Origin of the sequence: Sphingopyxis sp., assembly GCF_025869345.1 — a bacterium.
Taxonomy (GTDB): Bacteria; Pseudomonadota; Alphaproteobacteria; order Sphingomonadales; family Sphingomonadaceae; genus Sphingopyxis.
Genome location: NZ_JAOZVW010000111.1, coordinates 1 through 23,324, shown reverse-complemented (window position 1 = coordinate 23,324; position 23,324 = coordinate 1). Strand labels below are relative to the sequence as shown.

The following is a 23,324-nucleotide window of genomic DNA, read 5'->3' as shown; positions in this document are numbered from 1 at the left end:
ACGCCGGAATGAAATAGCTATGCCGTCCCGTCCTCGCGCGCCTTGCCGTCGGTGCGCGTCGCCTCGAACGCGAAATTGATCACCAGCGCCTGCGCCAGACACATCGACGCCGACAGCGACCGGAATTTCCGCACCTCGGCCTCGCGAATCTGGAGGACATGTTCGGCGGGTTTGGCGACCGGGCTGACCAGGCTGTCGCTGATCGCGAGGACGCGGCCGCCGTTCGCGCGCGCGGCGTTGACGACCGCGATCGTCTCTTCCGAATAGGGGTGAAAGCTGATCGCGATCAGCAGGTCGTCGGGTCCCATCGCGTGAACCTGCTGCAGCCCCAGCCCCCCGACTCCGTCGATGAACACCGCGCGCTTGCCCGCCTGGAGCAGCGAATAGGCGATATAGGATGCGACGGGGAACGAGCGGCGGAACCCCGCGACATGCACCGTGTCGGCCGCCATCAACAGATCGACCGCCGCGCGCATGTCGGCGCCGCTGACCGTCTGCAGCAGATTCTGGATCGCGAGGCTGTTGCCCTCGACGAATTCGGAGAGGAGATTGGCGGGCTCGACGTCGCTGGCATTGGTCGCCTGGTCGAGCTGGCGGACACGCTCCGAATAGCCGAGCGCGGCATTGTTGCTGAGCAACCCGTCGCGGAACAGCCGCTGCATCTGGCTCGCGCCCTCGAAGCCGAAGCTCTTGGCGAAGCGCACGATCGCCGAGGGCTGGACGCCGCAGCGGTCGGCGATCACCGCGAGCGTTTCGAGCGCGATGTCGTTGGGCTCGTCGAGGATATAGCGCGCGATCTGCTTGAGCCGCTTGCTCAGCGTCTCGTATCGGCTCACGATCTCGGCGCGCAATTCTTCCGCCGAGGCGGGGGCGGTCGGGACGTCGGTCAAAATCATTCTCCCCCGGTGGTCGGAAAAACGGAATATCTGTTCAAAACTTGTAACGCAACTGTCGCCCTGCGGCTTGTTCCACGCTATGGAATATATGTTCCATATGATATAGATATGGAACATGGTTTCAACCGGAAGAGGATAATATGCACGACATCGCCCTGATCGGCGCCGGCAGGATCGGCAAAATCCACGCGGCGAACCTCGCCGCCAATCCGCGTCTGCGGCTGTCGCGGGTCGTCGATCCCTTTCCCGACGCGGCCGCGGTGATCGCCGCGCACTATGACGCGCGCGTCTCGACGATCGAGGAGGCACTGGCCGACCCGGCGATCGCGGGGGTCGTGGTCGCAAGCTCGACCGACACCCACCTGCCCTACAGCCTCGCCGCCGCAGAGGCCGGCAAGGCGATCTTCTGCGAAAAGCCGCTCGATCAGGATCTGGCCGCTGCGCGCGAATCGGCGGCACGGTTCGCGGCATTGAACGCGCGCCTGTTCCTGGCGTTCAACCGCCGCTTCGATCCGAATTTCGCGGCGCTGCAGGCGCGGCTCGCGGAGGGCGCGGTCGGCGCGCTCGAAACGCTGCACATCATCAGCCACGATCCCGCGCCACCGCCGGTCGATTATGTCAAGATATCGGGCGGCATCTTCAAGGATATGGTGATCCACGACTTCGACATGGCGCGCTGGCTGCTCGGCGAAGATGTAACCGAAGTCTTCGCCAGCGCCTCGGTGCTCGTCGACCCCGCGATCGGCGCAGCAGGCGACGCCGATACCGCAAAGACGATCCTGCGCACTGCATCGGGGCGCCTGTGCGTGATCTCGTCGAGCCGCCGCAGCGGCTATGGCTATGACCAGCGGATCGAGGCGTTCGGATCGAAGGGCATGATCCGCGCCCAGAACCAGCTCGAAACGACGGTCGAGACCTGGGGCGAAACTGGCGCCGCCGCCGACCGCTTCCAGAATTTCTTCCTCGACCGCTATGCCGTCGCCTACGCCCGCGAGGCCGAGCATTTCGCCGACATCCTGGACGGCGCCGCGCCGCTCGTCGACTTCCGCGACGGCGTCGCCGCGCTGGCGCTCGCCGAAGCGGCAGCGCAATCAGCGCGGACGGGGGAGCGGGTGCTGCTGTAGTTCGCTGGCGGTCGGTAACGACCGATTGCGGCCGCTCCTCTCCCCTCCCGCAGGCGGGAGGGGGAAGTAGCGCCATCCCTCACCGTCCGCTCCCAGCATGACAGGTAAAGAAAAGGGGCCCGAAGGAGCCCCTTTTTCCGGCAATCGCCGCGCAAGCGTGCGCGCGCCGTCAGCCCGCGATATGCTCGGCGAGGACGGTGAGGCCGGCTTCGTTGACTTCGGCGAAGCCGCCTTCGACCTCGACCGTCTCGGGCGCCGCGCCGCTAGTGGCATAGATGGTCAGCGGGCCGTTGCGCAGCGTCGCCATGAACGGCGCGTGGCCTTCGAGCACCGAGAAATCGCCCTCGCTGCCCGGCACGGTGACCATATAGACGTCGCTCGACCGCTCGAGGCGGGCGGGGGTGACGAGTTCGAATTTCAGGGCCATTCTTCAATCTCCCCCCTCCCGCTTGCGGGAGGGGTCGGGGGAGGGTGTGTTCCGGTTCGGCGAAAGGCCTGTTCCCCGACAGGCCCTCCCCTAACCCCTCCCGCAAGCGGGAGGGGAATTCGATTTACGCCGCGTCGGCGGCCAGCTTGGCGGCCTTGGCGACCGCCTCCTCGATGCCGCCGACCATGTAGAAGGCCGCTTCGGGAAGGTGGTCATATTCGCCGTCGACCACCGCCTTGAACGACTTCACCGTGTCTTCGATCGCCACGAACTTGCCGGGGATGTTGGTGAAGACTTCGGCGACGTGGAACGGCTGCGACAGGAAGCGCTGGATCTTGCGCGCGCGGGCGACGACCAGCTTATCTTCTTCGCTGAGCTCGTCCATGCCGAGAATGGCGATGATGTCCTGCAGCGACTTGTACTTCTGCAGCGTTTCCTGAACGCGGCGAGCAGTCTCATAATGCTCCTGGCCGACGATCGCGGCGGTCAGCACGCGGCTGGTCGAATCGAGCGGATCGACCGCCGGATAGATGCCGAGTTCCGAAATCGCGCGGTTGAGCGTCGTCGTCGCGTCCAGGTGGGCGAACGAAGTTGCCGGCGCCGGATCGGTCAAGTCGTCCGCGGGAACGTAGATCGCCTGAACCGAGGTGATCGAGCCCTTGTTGGTCGAGGTGATGCGTTCCTGCAGCGCGCCCATGTCGGTCGACAGCGTCGGCTGGTAACCCACGGCCGACGGAATACGGCCGAGCAGCGCCGACACTTCCGAACCCGCCTGGGTGAAGCGGAAGATATTGTCGACGAAGAAGAGCACGTCCTGGCCTTCCTGATCGCGGAAATATTCGGCGATCGTCAGGCCCGACAGCGCGACGCGGGCACGCGCGCCCGGCGGCTCGTTCATCTGGCCGAACACGAGAGCAACCTTCGACCCTTCGGGGGTCGGGTTGCCGTCCTTGTCCTTGGCGATGACGCCAGCGTCGAGGAATTCGTGATAGAGGTCGTTGCCTTCGCGGGTGCGTTCGCCGACGCCCGCGAACACCGAGGTGCCGCCGTGACCCTTGGCGATGTTGTTGATCAGTTCCTGGATGAGCACCGTCTTGCCGACGCCCGCGCCGCCGAACAGGCCGATCTTGCCGCCCTTGGCATAGGGGGCGATCAGGTCGATGACCTTGATGCCGGTGACGAGAATGCTGGTTTCGGTCGACTGATCGACGAATTCGGGGGCCTTGGCGTGGATCGGCGCGGTGGCCGTGGCGTTGATCGGACCGCGCTCGTCGATCGGGTCGCCGATGACGTTGAGGATGCGGCCGAGCGTCTGCGGCCCGACGGGGACCGATATCTGCGCGCCGGTGTCGGTGACGGGCTGGCCGCGGGTCAGGCCGTCGGTCGCGTCCATCGCGATGGTGCGAACCGTATTCTCGCCGAGGTGCTGCGCGACTTCGAGGACGAGGCGGTTGCCGTTGTTGTCGGTTTCGAGCGCGTTCAGAATCGCCGGCAGGGCGCCGGTGAACTGGACGTCGACGACGGCGCCGATGACCTGGGCGATGCGGCCCGTGGCGGCGCCGGCGGGGGCTGCCTTCTTGGGGGCGGCGGCCTTCTTCGGCGCAGCAGCCTTGGGCGCGGCGGCCTTTTTGGCGGGAGCCTTCTTTTCAGCGGGAGCGGTAGCCATGGTCTTCTTCCTCGGGTTGATCGATTAGAGCGCTTCGGCGCCCGCGATGATTTCGATAAGTTCGGTGGTGATCGCCGCCTGGCGCGTGCGGTTGTAGATGATGGTCAGCTTGTTGATCAGCTCGCCCGCGTTGCGCGTCGCATTGTCCATCGCGGTCATCGACGCGCCCTGTTCGGACGCGGCATTTTCAAGCAGGCCCTTGAAGACCTGAATCGTGATGTTGCGCGGCAGCAGGTCGGCGAGGATCGCTTCCTCGTCGGGTTCATATTCGACCGCCGCGCCGCTCGATGCCGGAACGTCGGCGGGCGCAGGAACGGGGATCAGCTGCTGGCCGGTCGCTTCCTGAAGCAGCGCCGAGCGGAACTTGGAATAGAAGAGATGCGCGACGTCGAAGGCGCCGGCTTCGTAAAGCTCCATCACCTTCGCCGAAATGTCGTGCGCCTGCTCGAAGCCGATGTCGCGAATGCCGGTCGTGTCATATTGCTCGGTGATCTGACCAGCGAATAGCCGCGCGATCACCGGGCGACCCTTGCGGCCGATGAGGTAGAAGAGAACCTTCTTGCCCTCGCCCTGCAGTTCGAGCGCCTTGTCGCGCGCCGCCTTGACGATGTTCGAGTTGAACGCGCCGGCCAGCCCGCGGTCGCTGTTGAGGACGACGAGCAGGTGGGTGTCGCTCTTGCCGGTGCCCGCGAGCAGCTTCGGCGCCGAATCCGACGCGCCGACCTTCGACGCCAGGCTGGCGACGACGCCTTCGAGCCGCTCGGCATAGGGGCGCGCGGCCTCGGCCGCGGCCTGCGCCTTGCGCAGCTTGGCGGCGGCGACCATCTTCTTGGCCTTGGTGATCTTCTGGGTCGATTTGACCGAGACGATCCGCCCTTTGAGTTCCTTCAGACTGGCCATCGTGTTTCCCTGACGGCGATAAATAGGGACAGTCCCTATTTATCCATTGCCGCCTTTTAACTCCTATTTGGTCGTCCCCGATAAATAGGGACTGTCCCTATTTATCGCCTGCGCCGGTCGGGGCTTACGCGAAAATCTTGGCGAAGGCGTCGAGCGCCGCGACCAGACCCTTTTTGGCGTCGTCGCCCAGATCCTTGGTGTCGCGGATCGCCTTCAGCACATCACCATGGTCGCTGCGCAGATAGGCGAGCATCGCCTGTTCGTAGCGCGAGACGTCGCCGACCGCGACGCTGTCGAGATAGCCGTTGGTGCCGGCGAAGATCGACGCGGTCTGTTCCTCGAACGGCATCGGCTGGAACTGCGGCTGCTTCAGAAGCTGGGTCAGGCGCGCGCCGCGATTGAGCAATTTCTGCGTCGAGGCGTCGAGGTCCGAACCGAACTGCGCAAAGGCTTCCATCTCGCGATACTGCGCGAGTTCGAGCTTGATCGAGCCCGACACCTTCTTCATCGCCTTGGTCTGCGCGGCCGAGCCGACGCGGCTCACCGACAGGCCGACGTTGATCGCCGGGCGGATACCCGCGTTGAACAGGTTGGTTTCGAGGAAGATCTGGCCGTCGGTGATCGAAATCACGTTGGTCGGAATATAGGCCGACACGTCGCCCGCCTGCGTTTCGATGATCGGCAGCGCGGTGAGCGAACCCGAGCCATTGTCGCTGTTCATCTTCGCGGCGCGCTCGAGCAGGCGGCTGTGGAGATAGAAGACGTCGCCGGGATAGGCTTCGCGGCCCGGCGGGCGGCGCAGCAGCAGCGACATCTGGCGATAGGCGACCGCCTGCTTGGAAAGATCGTCATAGACGATCACGGCGTGCATGCCGTTGTCGCGGAAAAACTCGCCCATCGTCACGCCGGTGTAGGGCGCGAGATACTGAAGCGGCGCGGGTTCCGACGCGGTCGCGGCGACGACGATCGAATATTCCATCGCGCCATTTTCTTCGAGCTGGCGGACGATCTGCGCGACGGTCGAGCGCTTCTGGCCGACGGCGACGTAGATGCAATAGAGCTTCTTCGATTCGTCGGTGCCCTTGTTGGCTTCCTTCTGGTTGATGAAGGTGTCGATTGCGACGGCGGTCTTGCCGGTCTGACGGTCGCCGATGATCAGCTCGCGCTGGCCGCGGCCGACGGGGACGAGCGCGTCGAGCGCCTTGAGGCCGGTCTGGACGGGTTCGTGGACCGAGGTGCGCGGGATGATGCCCGGCGCCTTGACCTCGACGCGCATCCGCTTGTCGGCCTTGATCGGGCCCTTGCCGTCGATCGGATTGCCGAGGCCATCGACGACGCGGCCGAGCAGGCCCTTGCCGACGGGAACGTCGACGATCGTGCCGGTGCGCTTGACGGTGTCGCCTTCCTTGATCTCCGAGTCCGAGCCGAAGATCACGATGCCGACATTGTCGGCCTCGAGGTTGAGCGCCATGCCCTTCACGCCGTTGGCGAATTCGACCATCTCACCGGCCTGGACATTGTCGAGGCCGTGGACGCGGGCGATGCCGTCGCCGACCGACAGCACCGAGCCGATCTCGCTGACCGTGGCGTCGGTGCCGAAATTGGCGATCTGGTCCTTGATGACCTTGCTGATTTCAGCGGCGCGGATTTCCATTATTCAGCCTTTCATCGGGGCATTGGGGGCGTATGGGCTTTTCAGCCCTTCATCGCCTGCGCGAAACTATTGAGACGGGTACGGATGCTGCCGTCGATCAACTGGCTGCCCAGTTGGACGACGAGGCCGCCGAGAATGGCGGGATCGACGGTCGTCGCGACGGTGACGTCGCGGCCGACACGGGATTTGAGGTTCGCGGTCAGCGCCTTGATCTGCTCGGCGGTGAGCGGGTGCGCGCTGGTGACCTTCGCGGTCACTTCGCCGCGATGGTCGGCGACGATCGCGTTGAAGGCGGCGATCATGCCGGGGAGATCGGCGAGGCGGCGATTCTCGGCAAGCACGCCGAGGAACTTCGCGGTCAGCGAATCGAGCTTCAGCGCCTTGGCGACCGCTTCGATCGCCTTGGCGGCGTCGGTGCGGCTGACGACGGGGCTCGCGATCAGCGCCGAAAGGTCGGCCGAATCGGTCAGGCCGGCGCTGAGGGTGCCGAGGCTCCCCGCAACCGCGTCGATCGCGTTCGATTCGCGGGCCAGATCGAACAGCGCGCTGGCATAGCGGCCCGCGAGGCCCGCCGTGATGTTGCCCTGAATGCCGCCGGAATTCTCCACGCGCGAAAGTCCTTCTCTACGATCCCGAGGGGGATGGCCGAGCGGGTTTTCATGGCCTCCGAAGACACCCCCGCTGCACAGTCGCGGCGCGCGTAGCAACGATTTTGCTGCATTGCAAGGCGAGGGTGGGGACTTATCCCATACGATCCCATGCCCCTTCGCCCCCGGGCCTGACCCGGGGTTGTCGAAGCGCCGTTCTTTCTTCAAACAAGGATTGAAGAAAGACAGGACTTCGACAAGCTCAGTCCGAACGGGGAAGAGAGTAAAGCCCATGGGCGGAATGATCCGCATGACGATGGACGATGGCGCCGAGATCGCGGTCTATCATGCCGAGGCGGAAGGCGAGCGTCGCGGCGGGCTCGTCCTCATCCAGGAAATCTTCGGGGTCACCGACCATATCCGCGAGCTTTGCGACGAATATGCCGCCGACGGCTATGAGGTGCTGGCGCCCGCGCTGTTCGACCGCGAGCATCCGGGGTTCGAGAGCGACTATTCGGGACCGCAGTTCGAGCGCGCGGTCGAGCTGGCGCGAAAGCTCCATCCGTTCGAGCAGAGCCTGAAGGACGCGCAGACCTGCATCGATGCGCTCAAAGGCGCCAATGGTTCTGGGGCCCCGGTCTTCATCACCGGCTATTGCTATGGCGGCTCGGTGGCGTGGCGGATGGCGCAGATCAGCCCCGACCTCGCGGCGGCGTCGGCCTATTACGGCAGTCTCGTCCCGACCCAGTTCGCCGATCAGGCGCCCGCCTGCGCGGCGATCGCCCATTTCGGCCGCTTCGACGGCGGCATTCCGATAGAGGGCGTCGAGGCGCTGATCGCGAAAGCGCATCCGACCGCGCAGATCTTCGTCTATGAAGCCGGACACGGCTTCAACAGCGACCGGCGCAAGGACTATCACGAACCGAGCAGCGAGCTGGCGCGCGAGCGGACGCTGATGCTGTTCAAGGCGTGCGGGGGTTAGAGGCGCCGTTTGGCGCGCGCATAGGCTTCGTTCCGCTCGCGTTTGCCGATTGCCACGATCTGCACCACGATGCGATCGTCGAAGACGCGATAGACGAGCCTGTATCCCACCGAGCGCAATTTGATTTTATAGCAATCGGGCAGGCCATGCAGCCGATCCGCCTCGACGCGGTGCGTGTTCAAACGTTCGCGCAGTTTCTTTTCGAGTTGTCTGCGGAGCGGCGGCGCCAGCTTGTCCCATTCCTTCTTCGCGTCGCGAAGAAAGGTGAGCCTATAGGTCGTCAATCGAAACCTCGATTTCCTCCTGACCCTGGCGTTCCTTGACGATCCGCACCAGTTCGATGTCGTCGAGTGCGTCGAGGATCGCTTCCCACGCATCGGCCGGGACGAGATAGGCTTCGGGCGTGTTGCGATTGAGGATCGCGACCGGCGCGCCATCGGCGGCGCGGATGGCGGCGGACGGATTCTTCTTGAGTTCCGAAATGCTGATGCCGAAGTCGGCGAGAAGCGGCTTTCCCATGACCATTTAATAGGTCTTTTAACTGGTCACGTCAAGGCGCCGCCGCCCCCTTCTGGCACTGATAGACCAGCCGCTCGTTGGGCGTCGGGGGCAGCACGGCGCGGATCGCCTCCTGCTGCGTCGCCAGCCCCGCGAGCGCGTCGGGATCGGCGGTGCAGCTCTTGAGCGTCACGCCGGCGCGAATCTCGCGCGCTTTCGCCATCGTATCGGCGTCGAGCAGATAGCGGTCGACGCGATATTCCTGGCCCGTCGGATCGATCGACGCGACCGTCACCGTCGCTTCCTCGTTCGGGACGAGGATGCGCTGCCAATGGCCGTCGGCGCCCATCGCATATTGGGTGCGGTCGTTGACGCAGCCGTTCGCCGCGATCTTCACCGGCACGTCGGTGGTCGACGACACCGTGATACGGCTCCGGTCGGGTCGGATCGTGCAGAGATAATTGCCCTCGGCGATCTTCGGCGAGTCGGGCGTCGCGGGCGCGGCGGCTTCGTCCTTGATCTCGGCGTGCGCGTCGGGTCGGGTGACGAACAGCACCGCGGCGCCGAGCACCAGCACGGCGCCGGCCCCGCCCGCGATCTTCGCGTTGCGCATCTTCTTCTGGCTATAGAATAGCATCGCCGCGCCCGCCGACAGCGCGCCGATCACGAACAGCACGCCGGCGAGCGCAATACGGTTCTCGCGCGCATCGAGCGCGGCCTCTTCGGCGCGCGCCTGTTTGAGCTGGCGGTCGAGTGCGGCGGCGGCGTCCTTCGCGGCATTCGCCTCGGCGGTCTTGCGGGCGTCGGCGTCGAGCGCGGCGCGGTCGCGCGCGTCGGCTTCCGCCATCGACAGGCAAGGCGTTCCGATGGAGCCATATTGCTGTCCCGCGTCGGCGAGGAAGCGCGCGACCTCACGCGTCGAGATCGCGAAGGCGAAAGGCGAATCGCCGTCGTCGGCGCGGGTGATCGCGGTGTTGATGCCGACGATGCGCCCGCACTGATCAACGAGCGGGCCGCCCGAATTGCCGCGCGAGATCTTCGCGGTGTGGACGAGCATCGCGACGCCGTCGACGCTTTGCGTGTTCGACAGATTGCCCTCGCTGCGCACCGGCGTGCGCGGGGTGATATAATCGGCGGCGCTGCGCGCGGTCGCGAGGTCGACATTGCCCGGATAGCCGAGCGCGACGACGTCGGCACCCGAATCGAGCGGCCCCGAATAGACCGCGGCAGCGGGCAGCCGCGTCCCGCTGATCTCGATCAGCGCGAGGTCGCGATTGGTATCGATCGCGATCAGCTTGCCGGCATAGCTTTTCTGCCCCTCCGACGGGACGACGCCCAGTGCGACATTGTTCGGATATTTGACCGCCGATTCGACGACATGCGCGTTGGTGACGATGCGTGTCGGCGAAATGGCGATGCCGCTGCCGTGACCGAAGCCGACGACCTCGCCGTCGACCATCGCGACGGTGACGACGCGCACGACGCTGCGCGACGCGGCGCTGATATCGTCGGCGGCGCGCGCCGGGAGCACGACGGTGGCGGTGAGCAGGGCGAGAAGGAGTGCGAGGAGGCGGGTCATGGCGCGGACCCTAACCGCTGACGATCGGAAGGCAAGCTAGAGGTAGGGGCTCCACATCACCATCCATGCGCCCGCGCTGCCGCCAAGGATGACGAGGCCGCTGACCGTCAGCAACGCGGCGACGCTCTTTTTCGCTGCCGCTGTCCCGCGCGTGCCGGCGCGGAGATAAAGCTCGGCGACGGCCAATGGCAGCAGCGAATTGGCGAAGGCGAGGAAGAGGTCGAACGGACCGTCCATCGCATCGCCGATCCCCGCGCCGCCGGTCGCGATGCCCCACGCCATATAGCCGACGCGCATGAACCAGACCGCGCTCGCGACCGCGAACAGCCGGATGGCCCAGCGGCGATGCTCGGCAAAGCGGCGCGCGCGGGCGTTGCGCCAGGCGAGCGCGGCACAGGCGAGAATCAGCAGCGCATCGAGCGAGATGCCGAAGGCGCCGGTCAGGTTCATCCACGTGCCGCGCGCCCAGACGAGCCACAGCCCGCCGAGCGACAGCGCGAGCGCGCAGAAAAGATAGAGCCGCCCGTTCCAGCGGTGGACCGCCGGCCAGCGGCCGCGAATCACAGGGATGAGCTGCACCAGCCCGCCGAAACTGATCACCGCCGCCATCAGCACATGGGCCGCGAAGAAGAGATTGCCCACCGTGTCACCGGCGACGAAGCCGGTAATCAGCGGCTTGCTGTTCCAGCGCTCGAAATGGCCCGAAAGCGACGAGGGATAATAGAAGAGCAGGATGAAGGCGGTGAACAGAAGCTGTCCCGCCGCAACCGACAGGTAACAGAAAGTCGCGGCGCGCCCGAACCAGTCGATCCGGCGCGCCGGGCGCGCGGGCGTGAAGGATGCGTCGATGGTCGCCATGGTCTGCTCCCCTATGGAGCCGGAAAGTGGTGCATTCTCCCAGGTGAGTCAATGATATAATACAGTAACACGGTTGATGCCGCTTTGAGCGCAAGCATCGGGACGCGTGCGCATCGAAGCCATGGCAATGCGGCGACAAGCTCCTTAGGAAAGGAAAGACGATGAACGCCGAAACCATGACCCCAGAAGCCATGACCGACGACGATCGCTGGGCCGCGGTGCTGCGCCGCGACCGGGCGCTCGACGGGCGCTTCGTCACCGGGGTGCTGACCACCGGCATCTATTGCCGGCCGAGCTGCGCGGCGCGCCATCCGGCGCGCGGCAATGTCCGCTTCTTCGAGGGCGGCGCGGCGGCGCGCGACGCGGGGCTCCGCCCATGCAAGCGCTGCCTGCCCGACGATGTCGCGCGCGACGAGGGTGCGGTGCTCGCGGCGATCGCGGCGATCAAGGCGAGCGAGGAACCGCTCGCGCTCGCCGACCTTGCCGCGCGCACCGGCTATTCGCCGACGCATTTCCAGCGCGTCTTCACCCGCCACACCGGCCTGTCACCCGCCGCCTATGCGCGCGCCTTGCGCGAGGAGCGGGCGCGACAGGCGCTGAGCGATGGCACGCGGGTGACCGACGCGATCTATGACGCGGGCTTTTCGGGGCCGTCGCGTTTCTATGGGCATATGGAGGGACGTATGGGGATGACGGCTTCGGCCTGGGTGAACGGCGGCAAGGGCGCGACGATCCATTGGGCGGTGGTGCCGACCAGCCTCGGCGATATGCTCGTCGCGGCGACCGCGAAGGGCGTGTGCCGCCTGAGCTTCGACGAAGGGCGCGAAGCGCTCGAGGACCGTTTTCCCGCGGCCGAGCTGGTCGAGGGCGGCGCGGACTTCGCGGCGCTGCTAAAAGAGGTCGTCGATGCGGTCGAGACGCCGGCGGCGGGTTTCGACCATATCCCGATCGACGTGAAAGGCACCGCCTTTCAGGAAGCCGTGTGGCGCGAACTCCGCAAGATTCCGGCAGGCGAGACGCGCAGCTACACCGACATCGCCGCCGCGGTCGGCAAGCCCAAGGCGGTGCGTGCGGCGGGAAGCGCCAATGGCGCGAACAATGTCGCGGTGCTCATCCCGTGCCACCGCGTCGTGCGCAGCGACGGCTCGCTCGGCGGCTATGCCTATGGCCTGCCGATCAAACGCGAACTTTTGAAAAGGGAAATCCGATGACTGACAAGATTGCAGCCTTCCGCGCGCTTCACATTCCCGGCGATCCGCTGATCCTCGTCAACATCTGGGACGCGGGGAGCGCGAAGGCGGTCGCGGCCGCCGGCGCCAGGGCGATCGCGACCGGCAGCTTCGGCGTCGCGGGCGCGCAGGGGCGCGCCGACGGCGAGGATTTCCCGATCGAGGATGTGTTCGAGAATCTGGCCCGCATATTGTCGGTCACCGACCTGCCGGTGACGATCGACATGGAATCGGGCTATGGCGCCGATCCGGCGGCGGTCGGCGTTTCGGTCGGCCGCGCGAAAGCGGCGGGCGCGGCGGGGATCAATATGGAGGACCGGCTACCCGGCCAGAGCGATCTGCTCGCGATCGGCGAGGCGCAGGCGCGCTACCGCACCGCCGCCGACACCGGCATTTTCGTCAACGCGCGCTGCGACGTGTTTCGCGGGGCCGATGCCGCGAAGGACGGCGACGCGCTGATCGCCGCGACGCTCGAGCGCGCGCGGGCCTATGCCGACGCGGGGGCGGGGTCGCTGTTCGTGCCCTTCCTCGGCGATGCGCGCTGCATCGGCGCGATCTGCGAGGGATCGCCGCTACCGGTCAATATATTGCGGTCGAAGGCCGGGCCGACGCACAAGGAACTCGCGGCGCTCGGCGTCGCGCGGATCAGCCACGGGCATCAGCCCTGGGCGGCGGCGATGGCGTGGCTGACCGGGCAGGCCGAGCAGGTGCTCGGCGGCGCCGAACCCGATTATTAAACGAAGCTGTAGGGATCGATATCGATCGCCAGCCGCGCCTTCGCGGGCCAGTCGATGCGCCCCACCCAGTCGCGGATCGTGCCTTGCAGGTCGAAGCTGCGCGGGGCGTGGAGCAGCAGGCGGAAGCGGTGGCGGCCGCGCAGCATCGCAAGCGGCGCGGGGGCGGGGCCATAGATGGCGAGGCCGTCGGCGGCCGGCGCCTTCTGCCCCAGCCGCTGCGCCACCCCGCGCGCGACCTCGATATCCTCGGACGAGATGACGAGCGCGGCGAAGCGGCCATAGGGCGGCGCGCCCGCGTGCCGCCGCGCGGCGGCTTCGGCGGCGTAGAAGCCCTCGCGGTCGTTCGCGACCAGCGCGGCCATGACGGGGGCGTCGGGCACCCGCGTCTGGATCAGCACCTCGCCCGGCTTGACCCCACGCCCGGCGCGCCCCGCGACCTGCGCGATCTGCTGGAAGGTGCGCTCGGACGCCCGGAGGTCGCCGCCGTCGAGGCCGAGATCGGCATCGACGACGCCGACCAGGGTCAGGTTGGGGAAATGATAGCCCTTGGTGACGAGCTGCGTGCCGATGATGATGTCGACCAGGCCGCCCTCCACCGCCTCGACGAACTCGGCGGCCTTGGCGGGCGACCAGAGGGTGTCGCTGGTGACGATCGCGGTGCGCGCCTCGGGAAAGCGCAGCGCGACCTCGTCGGCGACGCGCTCGACGCCCGGGCCGCAGGCGACGAGGCTGTCCTCGTCCTCGCATTCGGGGCAGAGCCGCGGCGGCGGCATGACATGGCCGCAATGATGGCAGGCGAGGCGGTGGACGAGCCGATGTTCGACCATCCACGCGGTGCAGTTCGGGCACTGGATGCGGTGACCGCAGGTGCGGCAGAGGGTCAGCGGCGCGAAGCCGCGGCGGTTGAGGAAGAGCAGGCTCTGCTCGCCCTTGTGCAGCCGGTCGGCGAGCGCGTCGACCAGCGGCGGCGCGAGCCAGCGGCCGCGGTCGGGCGGGTCGCTGCGCATGTCGATCGCCGCGAGGTCGGGCAGCGTCGCGCCGCCGTAGCGCGCGGGGAGGATGATGTGGCGATAGCGCCCCGCCTCGACCTGCGCGAGGCTTTCGAGCGCGGGGGTGGCGCTCGCGAGGATCACCGGCAGCCCCTCGAAATGCCCCCGCATCACCGCGACGTCGCGCGCGTGATAATGGACGCCGTCCTCCTGCTTGAAGCTCGTCTCATGCGCCTCGTCGACGACGATGACGCCGAGATTTCCGTAAGGCAGGAAGAGGGCGGAGCGCGCGCCGACGACGATCTTCGCCTCGCCCGCCGCGATGCTGTGCCAGGCGCGGCGGCGCTCGGTCGAACGCAGCCCGCTGTGCCACGCCACGGGCTCGCAGCCGAAGCGCGCGGCGAAGCGCGTCAGCATCGGCTCGGTCAGCGCGATCTCGGGGAGCAGGACGAGCGCCTGCTTGCCCGCATCGACCGCGGCGGCGATCGCCTCCATATAGACTTCGGTCTTGCCCGATCCGGTGACGCCGTCGAGCAGCAGCGTTTCGAATTTTGCGGCGGCGACGGCGTCACGAAGCTGGCCGGCGGCGGCGGCCTGTTCGGCCGATAGACCGGGCGGCGCGAAGGCGGGGTCGGGCTGCGGATAGGGCTGGTCGGCCGAGACGGCGACCGCTTCGAGCGCCCCGGTCTGGACGAGGCCGCGGATCACCGCTTCGCTGACCTCGGCCATGGCGGCGAGTTCGCGGACGATGCCTTGCCGGTCGCCGATCTTTTCGAGCGCGACCGTTCGCTGGGGCGTCATCCGCTTGGGAATTGCGCCGGTGGCGCGATATTCGACGATCGGGCGGCGCGCGTCGGCGAAGGCGGCGCCGGGCAGCACCATCCGCAGCACCGCACCGGGGGGAGCGAGATAATAGTCGCTCGTCCATTCTACGAGGCGGCGGAGCGGCGCGGGGACCGGCGGCACCGGCACAACCTCGAACAGGTTGCGCAGGCGATTGTCGCCGACCGCTTCGGGCGCGCCGAAGCTTTCGTCCTCCCACACCACCCCGCCCATCCGCCGCGGCCCCAGCGGCGCGACGACGACGCTGCCGAGCGGCGCGTCGGTGCCGTAAGGCACGCGATAGTCGAGCGGGCCGAGAGCGGCGGTCAGAAGGAGGACGCGGGCGCGGGTCATGAATAGGGTGAGGATATAAGGCGCCGCGGGAAATAGGAAAGCGGTGAGGCCGGGGCGGCAGCTAACGACCGATAACTGACGTTAGCCCCTCCCCTTCAGGGGAGGGGTTGGGGTGGGGTTTCTCGGTCTTGCGCAAGGTCGATGGACCCCACCCGCTGCGACTAACGAACAAGTTCGTAAGTCTCGCTGCCCTCCCCTGAAGGGGAGGGCGGGATTTCGCCTCACCGTCCGCTCCCCACCCCAAAACCGTCATTCCAGACGAATTGCCGTGCCAAGCTTGTCCCGCCCCGGCACAATATTATCGCTCGCGAACAGGCGGATAGTTACGTTCGGGTAACCCGGGGGCGCTAAACGGGCTTCCGTGAAGAGCCTGTTGACCGATCATATCGATGCCGACGATGTATCCGTGCGGACCCTGTTGGGGCTGGGGCCGCGGCGCCAGGACATCGGGAACCTCCGCCAGCTTCAGCTCGCGCCGCTGCTCGGCAAGGGCAAGATGCGCCTGTGGGTCGGGATTGCCATGGTGCTGCTTGCCGCGTTCAGCATGGTGCCGCAGGTCCGGTGGGGGATCGCGGCGGGCTGGCTGACCTGCGCACTGATCTTCTGCCTCTGGTCCTATCGCGTCTTCGTCACCCGCCCGCTGGGTGAGGCGCCGGCGGCGAGCGCCGGCGAATTCGCGCTGTGCAACCGCCACGCCTTCTATGCCGCGCTGCTCTGGATCGTGCCCTTCTGGCTGCAGGGACCAGCGCCGGACGCCGGTCACGCGCTCGCCATGTGGGCGATCACGCTGTTGATGATGCTGACGCTGGCGATGATCGCGCACAGCCTGCCGTCGGTGTGTATCCTCTATATCGCGCCGGTCAGCCTGTCGGCGGCGCTTGCGCTCGCGCTGGCCGGCACGCCGCAACTCGCCGCGGTGGCGATCGCCGCCGGGTTGCTGCTCAGCGCCTTCTGCGTGCGCTTCGCGCGCAATCACGTCCGCTTTCGCCGCGCCGAGGAGACGCTGCACGAAAAGACCGAGACGGTCAGCCTGCTGCTGCGCGAGTTCGAGGAAACCTCCGCCGACTGGCTGTGGCAGACCGACAATGCCCGCCGCCTGGTCCATGTCTCGCCGCGCCTCGCTTTCGCGCTCGGCGGCACCGCCGAGGCGCTCGAGGGCGTGCCGCTGCTCCAGGCCTTGTCGGGCGACGCGTGGGAGACGGGCCAGTTCCCCAAGAACCTGCACCTGATGGCCGAACGGATGAAGCGGCGCGAGAGCTTTTCGAACCTGATCGTGCCGGTAACGATCGGCGGCAAGCCGCGCTGGTGGGAATTGTCGGCGTCGCCGCGCCTCGACGAAACGGGCAAGTTCCTTGGTTTTCGCGGCGTCGGCTCGGACGTCACCGAACAACATGCGACCGCCGAACAGATCGCGCGGATGGCGCGCTTCGACAATCTCACCGGCCTCCCCAACCGCCTCAGCCTGCACGAGGATCTGGCGCGCGCGCTGAACCAGGCGATGGAAGCGAAATCGCGCTGCGCGATGCTGATGATCGACCTCGACCGCTTCAAGGCGGTCAACGACACGCTCGGCCATCCGACCGGCGACAAATTGCTCGCGCAGGTCGCCGCCCGCCTGAAAGGGCTGATGGAACGCGGCATGACCTGCGGCCGCCTCGGCGGCGACGAGTTCGCGGTCGTCCTCCACAACGTCCCCTCGGCGAACGACGCCGAGGATCTCGCGAAGCGGATCATCGCCGCGATCAGCCGCCCCTATGTGGTCGACAATCATCAGCTCTTCGTCGGCGCCAGCATCGGCTATGCGATCGGCCCGCAGGACGGCTCGACGGTCGAGACGCTGACGCGCAACGCCGACCTCGCGCTCTACAAGTCGAAGGACAAGGGCGGCAACGTCGTCGCCGCCTATGTCGCCTCGCTCCATGCGCAGGCCGAGGAACGGCGCGTGATGGAGCAGGAACTGCGCGGCGCGCTCGACCGCGGCGAGTTCGAACTTTACTACCAGCCGGTCGTCACCGCCGGCGACGGCACGCTCAACGGCTTCGAGGCGCTGATCCGCTGGAACAACCAGAAGCTCGGCAACGTCTCGCCCGGCCGCTTCATCCCGCTCGCCGAAGACAGCCGTCTGATTTCGCCGATCGGCGAATGGGTGCTGCGCACCGCGTGCCACGAGGCGATGAAATGGCCGTCGAACCTCAAGGTCGCGATCAACGTCTCGGCCGAGCAGCTCACCGACCCCGCCTTCGCCTCGGTCGTCGTCTCGGCGCTCGCGCAAAGCGGCCTGCCGCCGCAGCGGCTGGAGATCGAGGTCACCGAAAGCGTGTTCCTGCGCGACGGCGGCGGCGCGGCGCAGTTGCTCGATCAGCTCATCGGCCTCGGCATCCGCCTGTCGCTCGACGATTTCGGTACCGGCTATTCCTCGCTTGGCTATCTCAGAAAGACGCAGTTCTCGACGATCAAGGTCGACCGCAGCTTCGTCGTCGGCGCCGCGAAAGGCAGCATCGAATCGATCGCGATCATCCGCGCCGTGGTCGCGCTCGCCGACAGCCTCGGCATGTCGACGACGGCCGAAGGCGCGGAGACCGAGATCGAGGTCGACACGATCCGCACCCTCGGCTGCAGCAATATCCAGGGCTATTATTACGGCCGCCCGATGCCCGCGGCCGACGTGATGATGCTATTCCGCCGCCCCGAAACGGCAACGGCGGCGGCCTGATTCTCTGGCAGTCGCCCCCGCAAAGGCGGGAGCCGCTGGCCACCTTATCCGTCAGCGCCGCGTAAACCGGCAGCGGCCCCCGCCTGCACGGGGGCGACGGGGACTCTCGACGACCCGAACCCCTCGCGCGACGAATGGAACGTCTTAACAAAAGGTTCCCCCACTCACCGCATGATGGGCGCGATTCACCGCTTGATTGTTGGTGACCCGGGAAGGCTGCGGCAAAGACGCTGCAACGCTTGAAGACAAGCCAAAGGGGTCGCCTTCCATGCTCAACCGCCGCTTTCTGGGTGCTTTCGCGCTGGGCGCTTCGCTGCTTGCCAGCGTTCCGGCCACCGCGCGCGACTATCTCCAGTGCGTCCCCTTCGCCCGCGCCGAATCGGGCGTCGAGATTCGCGGCAACGCCAAGACCTGGTGGGCGCAGGCGGCGGGCGAATATGATCGCGGCCAGGAACCCCGCAAGGGCGCCGTCATGGCCTTCGCCGGCACCCGCGGGATGCCGCTCGGCCATGTCGCGGTGGTCAAGAAGATCATCAGCGACCGCGAAATCCTGATCGACCACGCCAACTGGTCGCCGATCCACGGCCGCCGCGGCCAGATCGAACGCAACGTCCGCGTCCTCGACGTCAGCGACAAGGGCGACTGGAGCCTGGTCCGCGTCTGGTATGCGCCGATCGGCGACCTCGGCCTGCGCGCCAACCCCGTGCAGGGCTTCATCTATGCCGACGGCGACGCCAAGCCCGATCACCGCTTCAGCGGCGGCGAGCCGGCGTGGGCGCAGAACGACTGGAAGCCCGGCAACGGCCTCGACCTCGTCATCGCTTCGCTGCGCTAACCCCGCCCACGATCGACAAGCTGATTCCCCCCTCCCGCAAGCGGGAGGGGCAGCGAGACTTACGAGCCTTGCTCGTTAGTCGCAGCGGGGTGGGCAGACCGCACCGCTGCTGGCCCACCCCCGGCCCCTCCCGCCTGCGGGAGGGGAGAAGCATCAGTCTTCCGGCGCCTCGCCACCCTCGGCGGCATCCTCGAACCACGCCTCGACCTCGCCCGACAGCTTGATCGTCATCGGCTGGCCGAAGCGGTCCTTCGACTTGCCCGCGGCGACGCGAATCCAGCCTTCCGAGATCGAATATTCCTCGACGTCGGTGCGTTCCTTGCCCTTGAAACGGATGCCGATGCCGCGCTGCAGCACCTCCATGTCGAAATGGGGCGAGCGCGGGTTGGTCGACAAATGGTCGGGCGGCGTATCGGTCATCTTCTATCTCCGGTTCTGGCCGTCGCCGCTAGGCGAGACGCGGCGCCAAATCAAGCGCTGCCACCAACCGGACCGGGACGAGGCGGCTGGCGACCGCGGCGAAATTCGCCTAGTCCGGCCCATGATGGAAACGAAGCGCCGCGGCAGGATCCGGACCAATGACCCAGAAGGGATGCGCGCGCGCATCCTCGATGCCGCCGCCGGCCTGTTCCAGGCGCGCGGCTATCACGACACGTCGGTGCAGGATGTGAAGCGACGCGCGGGGGTGTCGAGCGGCGCCTTTCACCATCATTTCGAATCGAAGAAGGCGCTGGGTCTCGCCGTCGTGCGCGAACGGGTCGCGGACGCGCTGCGCGCCGCCTGGCTCGATCCGCTGATCGCCGCGCCAAGCGTCGCCGAGGGGGTGCGCGCCGCGATGGGGGCGATCGGCCGCGAACTCGGCGAGCAGGGTTTCGTGCGCGGCTGCCCCGTCAACAATCTGGCGGTCGAACTTGCCTTTTCGGATTCGGATTTCCGCGCCGCGCTTCAACATATCTTCGCCGACTGGCAGGACCGCATCGCCGCCCGCATCGCCGCCGAGCCCGCGCCGCCGGCTCTGGCCGGGGTCTCGCCCGCCGACCTCGCGGGCTTCATCGTCGCCGCCTATTCGGGCGCGATGACGATGGCAAAGGCCGAACAATCGCCCGCCCCGCTCGATTCGGCGGTCGCGATCCTGATGCGATTGCTGGCCCGGCCCTGAGCCACGCCCCAGGGGAGTGCTCAGACGCGGGTGAACTCCATCACCCAATTGACCTCCCAGGTGGCGCCGCCGTCGGCCGAGAAGGCCTGTTCCCAGCGCGCGCCGGACTCGGTGATCGCCGACCAGATGAAGCGGATGCCGATCGGCTTCCCCGCATGTTCGTCCCGGCCGAAGAAGGTGCCGACCCCGCCCTCGAAGCGCCCCTGAAGCGGCGGCGCGAGCCCCGGAAAGCGCGAATCGAGCCACCAGATCGACCAGAGGCCGGTCGCGGGATCGGTGCGCCGCACCGTCGCCGCGGCATAGGCGCCGTGCGGGTCGTCCAGCCAATGATCGTCGACATTGCCCGCGCCGCCGATCAGCTCCCAGCCGCGGCAGGTGCCGTCGAACTCGAACCAGTCGGCGCTCCCCGCCAGCCGCTCGCTGAGCTTGCGATGCCGCACGCGCCAGTCGCCGGTCTGGAATGCGAAATCATGGCGTCCGTCGTGCATTGCTATCCTCCAAAAAAAGACGCCGCCGCCCCGAGCGAAGACGAGGGGTTCGTTCGAGCGCAGCGAGAACCGGAACCGTCGCGGCCTCGACTTCGCTCGGCATGGCCCCTCGGCTTCGCTCGGGGAGACGGTGGAGGTTTCTCGCCATTCTAGCGCAGCGCCGATCGCGGCGTCGGGTCGAGCCGCAGCGTCTGCGGCGGGCGTTCCTCGGCATCGTGCAGAACGGCCGCGACCCGGCTTTGCCAGCGGTCGCTGCCCCGCGCCCGCGCCAGCGCCGCCGCGATCGCGTCGTGGCTGTCGCCGCGCACGAACCAGGCCAGCAATTTGCGGTCGTCGCGAACCGGAAGCTGCGGGAAATTATTGGGCTCGCCGAGCGGCACATAGGCGGCGATGACGTCCACCCCCGCCGCTTCGAGCGCCGGCGTCATCTCGTCTGCAAAGAAAGCCGCGAAACCCGCGTCGGGAGTCTTCCACAGATATTCGATGACCACCTCCACCGCCCCGCCCGCCGCATCGCCCCCCGCATCGGGCGCGCGCGCCTTCGCCGGAGCGAAGCCCAGCCCCGGCGCCGCGGGTTTCAGCAGCAGCACATTATCATTATCGTCGAGCATCGGGTTGGCGGCGGCGCGGTTCGCCTGCCACACGGGTCCGAAATAAAAGGCCTTCAGCCCCTGCTCGCGCGCCGCCATGTCCCGAAAACCGCGAATCCAGGTGAAGCGCGCCGCGTCGTCATGATCGCGATACTGGCCGATGATCCGCATCCCGAGCCTCTCCTGACTCTCGACGAACTTCGCGTCGAACAGCGCCACGAAATCATCGCGCACGTCCGGGACCAGCCTGTATTGGCGAAGCTCGACGATTTGGGCATCGTCCGCATCGGCCGTCTGCCCGCGCGCGGTCCCGGCCGCCGCGCCGGTCATCGCCCCGATCACCGTCCCCGCCATCATCATCGCGCCTGCCCATTTTCCGATCATCGCGCACCTCCATCGGCAATACAGACGGGTTGACCTGTTTTGTCAAGCACAGCGAAACGACGTCCCGCCCGGGCGCGGAAACGCGATGGTGCGAAAAGGAATGATTCGCGCCGGAAACGCCGTCCGGCGGATTCGGATCAGCGGTGGCGGGCCTTCCACGCGCGGACCGCCGCCATAGTCTTTTCGATATGCGCCTGCGGATTGCGATCGGTGTAAGCGAGCAGGATGGTGCCGTTCGGCGCGATGACGAACGATGTCCGGTTGGAGATCATCGTTTTGCCCGGCCCCGGCATGGCGGTGTCGTATTTCGCCGCGACCCTGGCGCCCGGATCGGCCGCGACGGCGAATTTGTCGCGGCATTCCGACCGGGAAAACTCCGCGACGCGATCGATATTGCCGGCGGTAACGCCGACGACGCGCGCGCCGAGCCGGTTGAAGTCGTCGCTCGCCTCGGCGAAGAGATGGGCTTCCACCGTGCAGCCGGGAGTGAAGGCGGCAGGGAAGAAATAGAGCACGACCGGCCCTTTCCTGAGCGCCTGCTTCAGCGACAGGCTGAAAGGCTTGCCGCCCTGCGCGGCGTTCAGCGTGAAGTCGGGCGCCTTCGCGCCCTGCCGAAGCGCCGCGATGCTCTCCACCGGGAGGACCGTCAGCGCGAGGCCAAGGCCGAGCGATGCTCCCATTGCGATCTGGGCGATCTTCTTCCGGATTGTCATCGGCGGTTCTCCAACGCGGGCAGGGCCGGTCCATCCAGCCTGGGCGCCCTGAGCTTCATCCCCGATTACCACGCCGCCGAGGCACATGCAAAAGCGATGGGCCGCGTGCGGCCTTGCCGGTTTCGCGCCCGCGATGCATCTTCGCGGCATGACCAAATATCTCATCTCCTTCCCGAGCGAAGCCATGGTCCTCACGGACGAGGATCTCCCGGCCGTTTCCGCCGCCGCGCACGCGGTGATCGAGGAAGCCAAGGCCGCCGGCGTCTATGTGTTCGGCGGGGGCATCGACGAGCAGGTTGATCCGGTGCGGGTCTTTGCCGACGGGTCGGTGTCCCCGGAAATCTATCCGGGCAGCCGGCTGAACGGCGGCTTCACGGTGCTGGAACTGCCGACCCGTGAAGACGCGGTCGCATGGGCGGGCAAGATCGCCGCCGCCTGCCGGTGCGCGCAGGAACTTCGCGCGTTCATGTACGATCCGGCAAGCTAGGTTCGGCGCCACGTCCCCGGCGCGAGGTCGCCCAGCTCCCACGACCCGACCCGCCAGCGCACGAGCCGCAGCGTCGGATGGCCGACCGCGGCGGTCATCCGGCGAACCTGGCGGTTGCGGCCTTCGGTGATCGTCAATTCCAGCCAGCAGTCGGGCACGCTCTTGCGATAGCGCACCGGCGGATCGCGCGGCCACAATTCCGGCGGATCGATGCGGCGGGCCGCGGCCGGCCGCGTCAGGCCATCGTTCAGCTCGACGCCGGATCTCAGCCGGTCGAGGCTCGCCGCATCGGGTTCGCCCTCGACCTGCACCAGATAGGTTTTCGGCATCTTGTGCCGCGGCGACGCGATGCGCGCCTGCAGCGCCCCGTCATCGGTCAGCACCAGCAGGCCTTCGCTGTCTCGGTCGAGCCGCCCGGCCGGATAGACGCCGGGGACATCGATATAGCCGGACAAGGTCGCACGCGCGGTTTCGGTGCCGCGATCGGTGAATTGCGACAGGACGCCATAGGGTTTGTTGAACAGGATCAGCCGGCTCACGGCGCGGTCCTCTTGAGATTGGAAAGCCGACCTATCTAACCGTTCGTGTCGAGGGCAGTAGAGGCACCCCAACGGAAATAGCCCCGCCCCCGGGGGGGGAGCCGAAGAGACGAA

At 67.1% G+C, this 23,324-nt stretch carries 24 protein-coding genes; 8 read left to right on the top strand and 16 right to left on the bottom strand.

From position 1 onward, the window contains the following. Nucleotides 1-17: 17 nt before the first annotated feature. Nucleotides 18-890, bottom strand: a complete 873-nt coding sequence (locus OJI97_RS11560; protein ID WP_297663624.1) for a MurR/RpiR family transcriptional regulator — start codon at nt 888-890, stop codon at nt 18-20. A gap of 146 nt (nt 891-1,036) precedes the next feature. Between OJI97_RS11560 and iolG the strand changes: the two genes are divergently transcribed. Further along, the gene (gene iolG / locus OJI97_RS11555) at nt 1,037-2,020 is read left to right on the top strand and encodes an inositol 2-dehydrogenase (protein ID WP_297663623.1); all 984 of its coding nucleotides are present in this window, start codon (nt 1,037-1,039) and stop codon (nt 2,018-2,020) included. Nucleotides 2,021-2,189: 169 nt separating this feature from the next. Here iolG and OJI97_RS11550 read toward each other — a convergent pair whose 3' ends face one another. The 5 genes from OJI97_RS11550 to OJI97_RS11530 all read right to left on the bottom strand — a co-directional run bounded on the left by OJI97_RS11550 (nt 2,190) and on the right by OJI97_RS11530 (nt 7,275). After that, nucleotides 2,190-2,447 (bottom strand): ATP synthase F1 subunit epsilon, encoded by a 258-nt coding sequence (locus tag OJI97_RS11550; RefSeq protein WP_297663622.1) that lies wholly within the window; start codon nt 2,445-2,447, stop codon nt 2,190-2,192. A gap of 124 nt (nt 2,448-2,571) precedes the next feature. Next, on the bottom strand, nt 2,572-4,113 hold the full coding sequence (atpD, locus tag OJI97_RS11545; RefSeq protein WP_297663621.1) for a F0F1 ATP synthase subunit beta: 1,542 nt from the start codon (nt 4,111-4,113) through the stop codon (nt 2,572-2,574). A 24-nt stretch (nt 4,114-4,137) separates the two neighbouring features. After that, nucleotides 4,138-5,013, bottom strand: a complete 876-nt coding sequence (locus tag OJI97_RS11540) for a F0F1 ATP synthase subunit gamma (protein WP_297663619.1) — start codon at nt 5,011-5,013, stop codon at nt 4,138-4,140. 124 nt (nt 5,014-5,137) lie between these two features. Further along, nucleotides 5,138-6,667: a F0F1 ATP synthase subunit alpha gene (gene atpA, locus OJI97_RS11535; protein ID WP_297663617.1), complete on the bottom strand. Its 1,530-nt coding sequence runs from the start codon at nt 6,665-6,667 to the stop codon at nt 5,138-5,140. Nucleotides 6,668-6,708: 41 nt separating this feature from the next. Continuing rightward, nucleotides 6,709-7,275, bottom strand: a complete 567-nt coding sequence (locus tag OJI97_RS11530) for a F0F1 ATP synthase subunit delta (protein WP_297663615.1) — start codon at nt 7,273-7,275, stop codon at nt 6,709-6,711. Nucleotides 7,276-7,546: 271 nt separating this feature from the next. On the opposite strand from OJI97_RS11530, the gene OJI97_RS11525 reads away from it, so the two are divergent. Beyond that, the gene (locus tag OJI97_RS11525; RefSeq protein WP_297663613.1) at nt 7,547-8,236 is read left to right on the top strand and encodes a dienelactone hydrolase family protein; all 690 of its coding nucleotides are present in this window, start codon (nt 7,547-7,549) and stop codon (nt 8,234-8,236) included. Here OJI97_RS11525 and OJI97_RS11520 read toward each other — a convergent pair. From OJI97_RS11520 to OJI97_RS11505, 4 genes are read right to left on the bottom strand one after another with little or no spacing between them, the layout of a single operon-like run. Further along, the gene (locus tag OJI97_RS11520; RefSeq protein WP_297663611.1) at nt 8,233-8,520 is read right to left on the bottom strand and encodes a type II toxin-antitoxin system RelE/ParE family toxin; all 288 of its coding nucleotides are present in this window, start codon (nt 8,518-8,520) and stop codon (nt 8,233-8,235) included. The two genes, OJI97_RS11525 and OJI97_RS11520, sit on opposite strands and share 4 nt — an antisense overlap. After that, nucleotides 8,507-8,755, bottom strand: coding sequence for a type II toxin-antitoxin system Phd/YefM family antitoxin (locus tag OJI97_RS11515; RefSeq protein WP_297663609.1), 249 nt, complete (start codon nt 8,753-8,755; stop codon nt 8,507-8,509). Before OJI97_RS11515 ends, OJI97_RS11520 begins: the two co-directional genes overlap by 14 nt. Before the next feature lie 31 nt (nt 8,756-8,786). Then, nucleotides 8,787-10,313, bottom strand: coding sequence for a serine protease (locus OJI97_RS11510; protein ID WP_297663607.1), 1,527 nt, complete (start codon nt 10,311-10,313; stop codon nt 8,787-8,789). Nucleotides 10,314-10,349: 36 nt separating this feature from the next. Then, complete coding sequence (locus OJI97_RS11505; protein WP_297663605.1) at nt 10,350-11,171, bottom strand: DUF2306 domain-containing protein; 822 nt, start codon at nt 11,169-11,171, stop codon at nt 10,350-10,352. Nucleotides 11,172-11,347: 176 nt separating this feature from the next. Between OJI97_RS11505 and ada the strand changes: the two genes are divergently transcribed. Together ada and OJI97_RS11495 are read left to right on the top strand one after the other, a co-directional pair. Next, nucleotides 11,348-12,382, top strand: coding sequence for a bifunctional DNA-binding transcriptional regulator/O6-methylguanine-DNA methyltransferase Ada (ada, locus tag OJI97_RS11500; RefSeq protein WP_297663643.1), 1,035 nt, complete (start codon nt 11,348-11,350; stop codon nt 12,380-12,382). Further along, nucleotides 12,379-13,137, top strand: a complete 759-nt coding sequence (locus OJI97_RS11495) for an isocitrate lyase/phosphoenolpyruvate mutase family protein (protein WP_297663603.1) — start codon at nt 12,379-12,381, stop codon at nt 13,135-13,137. The genes ada and OJI97_RS11495 overlap by 4 nt, the downstream gene beginning before the upstream one ends. Here OJI97_RS11495 and OJI97_RS11490 read toward each other — a convergent pair. Next, on the bottom strand, nt 13,134-15,302 hold the full coding sequence (locus tag OJI97_RS11490) for a primosomal protein N' (protein WP_297663601.1): 2,169 nt from the start codon (nt 15,300-15,302) through the stop codon (nt 13,134-13,136). The genes OJI97_RS11495 and OJI97_RS11490 overlap by 4 nt on opposite strands. Nucleotides 15,303-15,663: 361 nt before the next feature. Here OJI97_RS11490 and OJI97_RS11485 point away from each other — a divergent pair, with 361 nt between their 5' ends. Both OJI97_RS11485 and OJI97_RS11480 read left to right on the top strand, forming a co-directional pair. Further along, the gene (locus tag OJI97_RS11485) at nt 15,664-18,015 is read left to right on the top strand and encodes an EAL domain-containing protein (RefSeq protein ID WP_297663599.1); all 2,352 of its coding nucleotides are present in this window, start codon (nt 15,664-15,666) and stop codon (nt 18,013-18,015) included. A gap of 268 nt (nt 18,016-18,283) precedes the next feature. After that, nucleotides 18,284-18,850 carry a CHAP domain-containing protein gene (locus tag OJI97_RS11480; RefSeq protein ID WP_297663597.1) on the top strand — a complete coding sequence of 189 codons (567 nt, stop codon included), beginning with the start codon at nt 18,284-18,286 and terminating at the stop codon, nt 18,848-18,850. A gap of 153 nt (nt 18,851-19,003) precedes the next feature. Here OJI97_RS11480 and OJI97_RS11475 read toward each other — a convergent pair whose 3' ends face one another. Beyond that, nucleotides 19,004-19,270 (bottom strand): DUF3297 family protein, encoded by a 267-nt coding sequence (locus tag OJI97_RS11475; RefSeq protein WP_297663595.1) that lies wholly within the window; start codon nt 19,268-19,270, stop codon nt 19,004-19,006. Nucleotides 19,271-19,442: 172 nt separating this feature from the next. Here OJI97_RS11475 and OJI97_RS11470 point away from each other — a divergent pair, with 172 nt between their 5' ends. Next, nucleotides 19,443-20,009: a TetR/AcrR family transcriptional regulator gene (locus OJI97_RS11470; RefSeq protein WP_297663593.1), complete on the top strand. Its 567-nt coding sequence runs from the start codon at nt 19,443-19,445 to the stop codon at nt 20,007-20,009. Nucleotides 20,010-20,029: 20 nt separating this feature from the next. Here the strand turns inward: OJI97_RS11470 and OJI97_RS11465 are convergent, their stop codons facing one another. From OJI97_RS11465 to OJI97_RS11455, 3 genes are all read right to left on the bottom strand, one after another. Beyond that, on the bottom strand, nt 20,030-20,497 hold the full coding sequence (locus OJI97_RS11465) for a DUF1579 domain-containing protein (protein ID WP_297663591.1): 468 nt from the start codon (nt 20,495-20,497) through the stop codon (nt 20,030-20,032). A 149-nt stretch (nt 20,498-20,646) separates the two neighbouring features. After that, on the bottom strand, nt 20,647-21,471 hold the full coding sequence (locus tag OJI97_RS11460; RefSeq protein ID WP_297663590.1) for an NIPSNAP family protein: 825 nt from the start codon (nt 21,469-21,471) through the stop codon (nt 20,647-20,649). A gap of 137 nt (nt 21,472-21,608) precedes the next feature. After that, complete coding sequence (locus tag OJI97_RS11455; RefSeq protein WP_297663589.1) at nt 21,609-22,184, bottom strand: peroxiredoxin; 576 nt, start codon at nt 22,182-22,184, stop codon at nt 21,609-21,611. Nucleotides 22,185-22,332: 148 nt separating this feature from the next. On the opposite strand from OJI97_RS11455, the gene OJI97_RS11450 reads away from it, so the two are divergent. Next, a complete protein-coding gene (locus OJI97_RS11450) occupies nt 22,333-22,671 on the top strand; it encodes a transcription initiation protein (protein ID WP_297663587.1) in 339 nt (112 codons plus the stop codon). On the opposite strand, the gene OJI97_RS11445 is transcribed toward OJI97_RS11450, so the two are convergent. Beyond that, a complete protein-coding gene (locus OJI97_RS11445; RefSeq protein ID WP_297663585.1) occupies nt 22,668-23,210 on the bottom strand; it encodes a pseudouridine synthase in 543 nt (180 codons plus the stop codon). The two genes, OJI97_RS11450 and OJI97_RS11445, sit on opposite strands and share 4 nt — an antisense overlap. Nucleotides 23,211-23,324 lie beyond the last annotated feature (114 nt).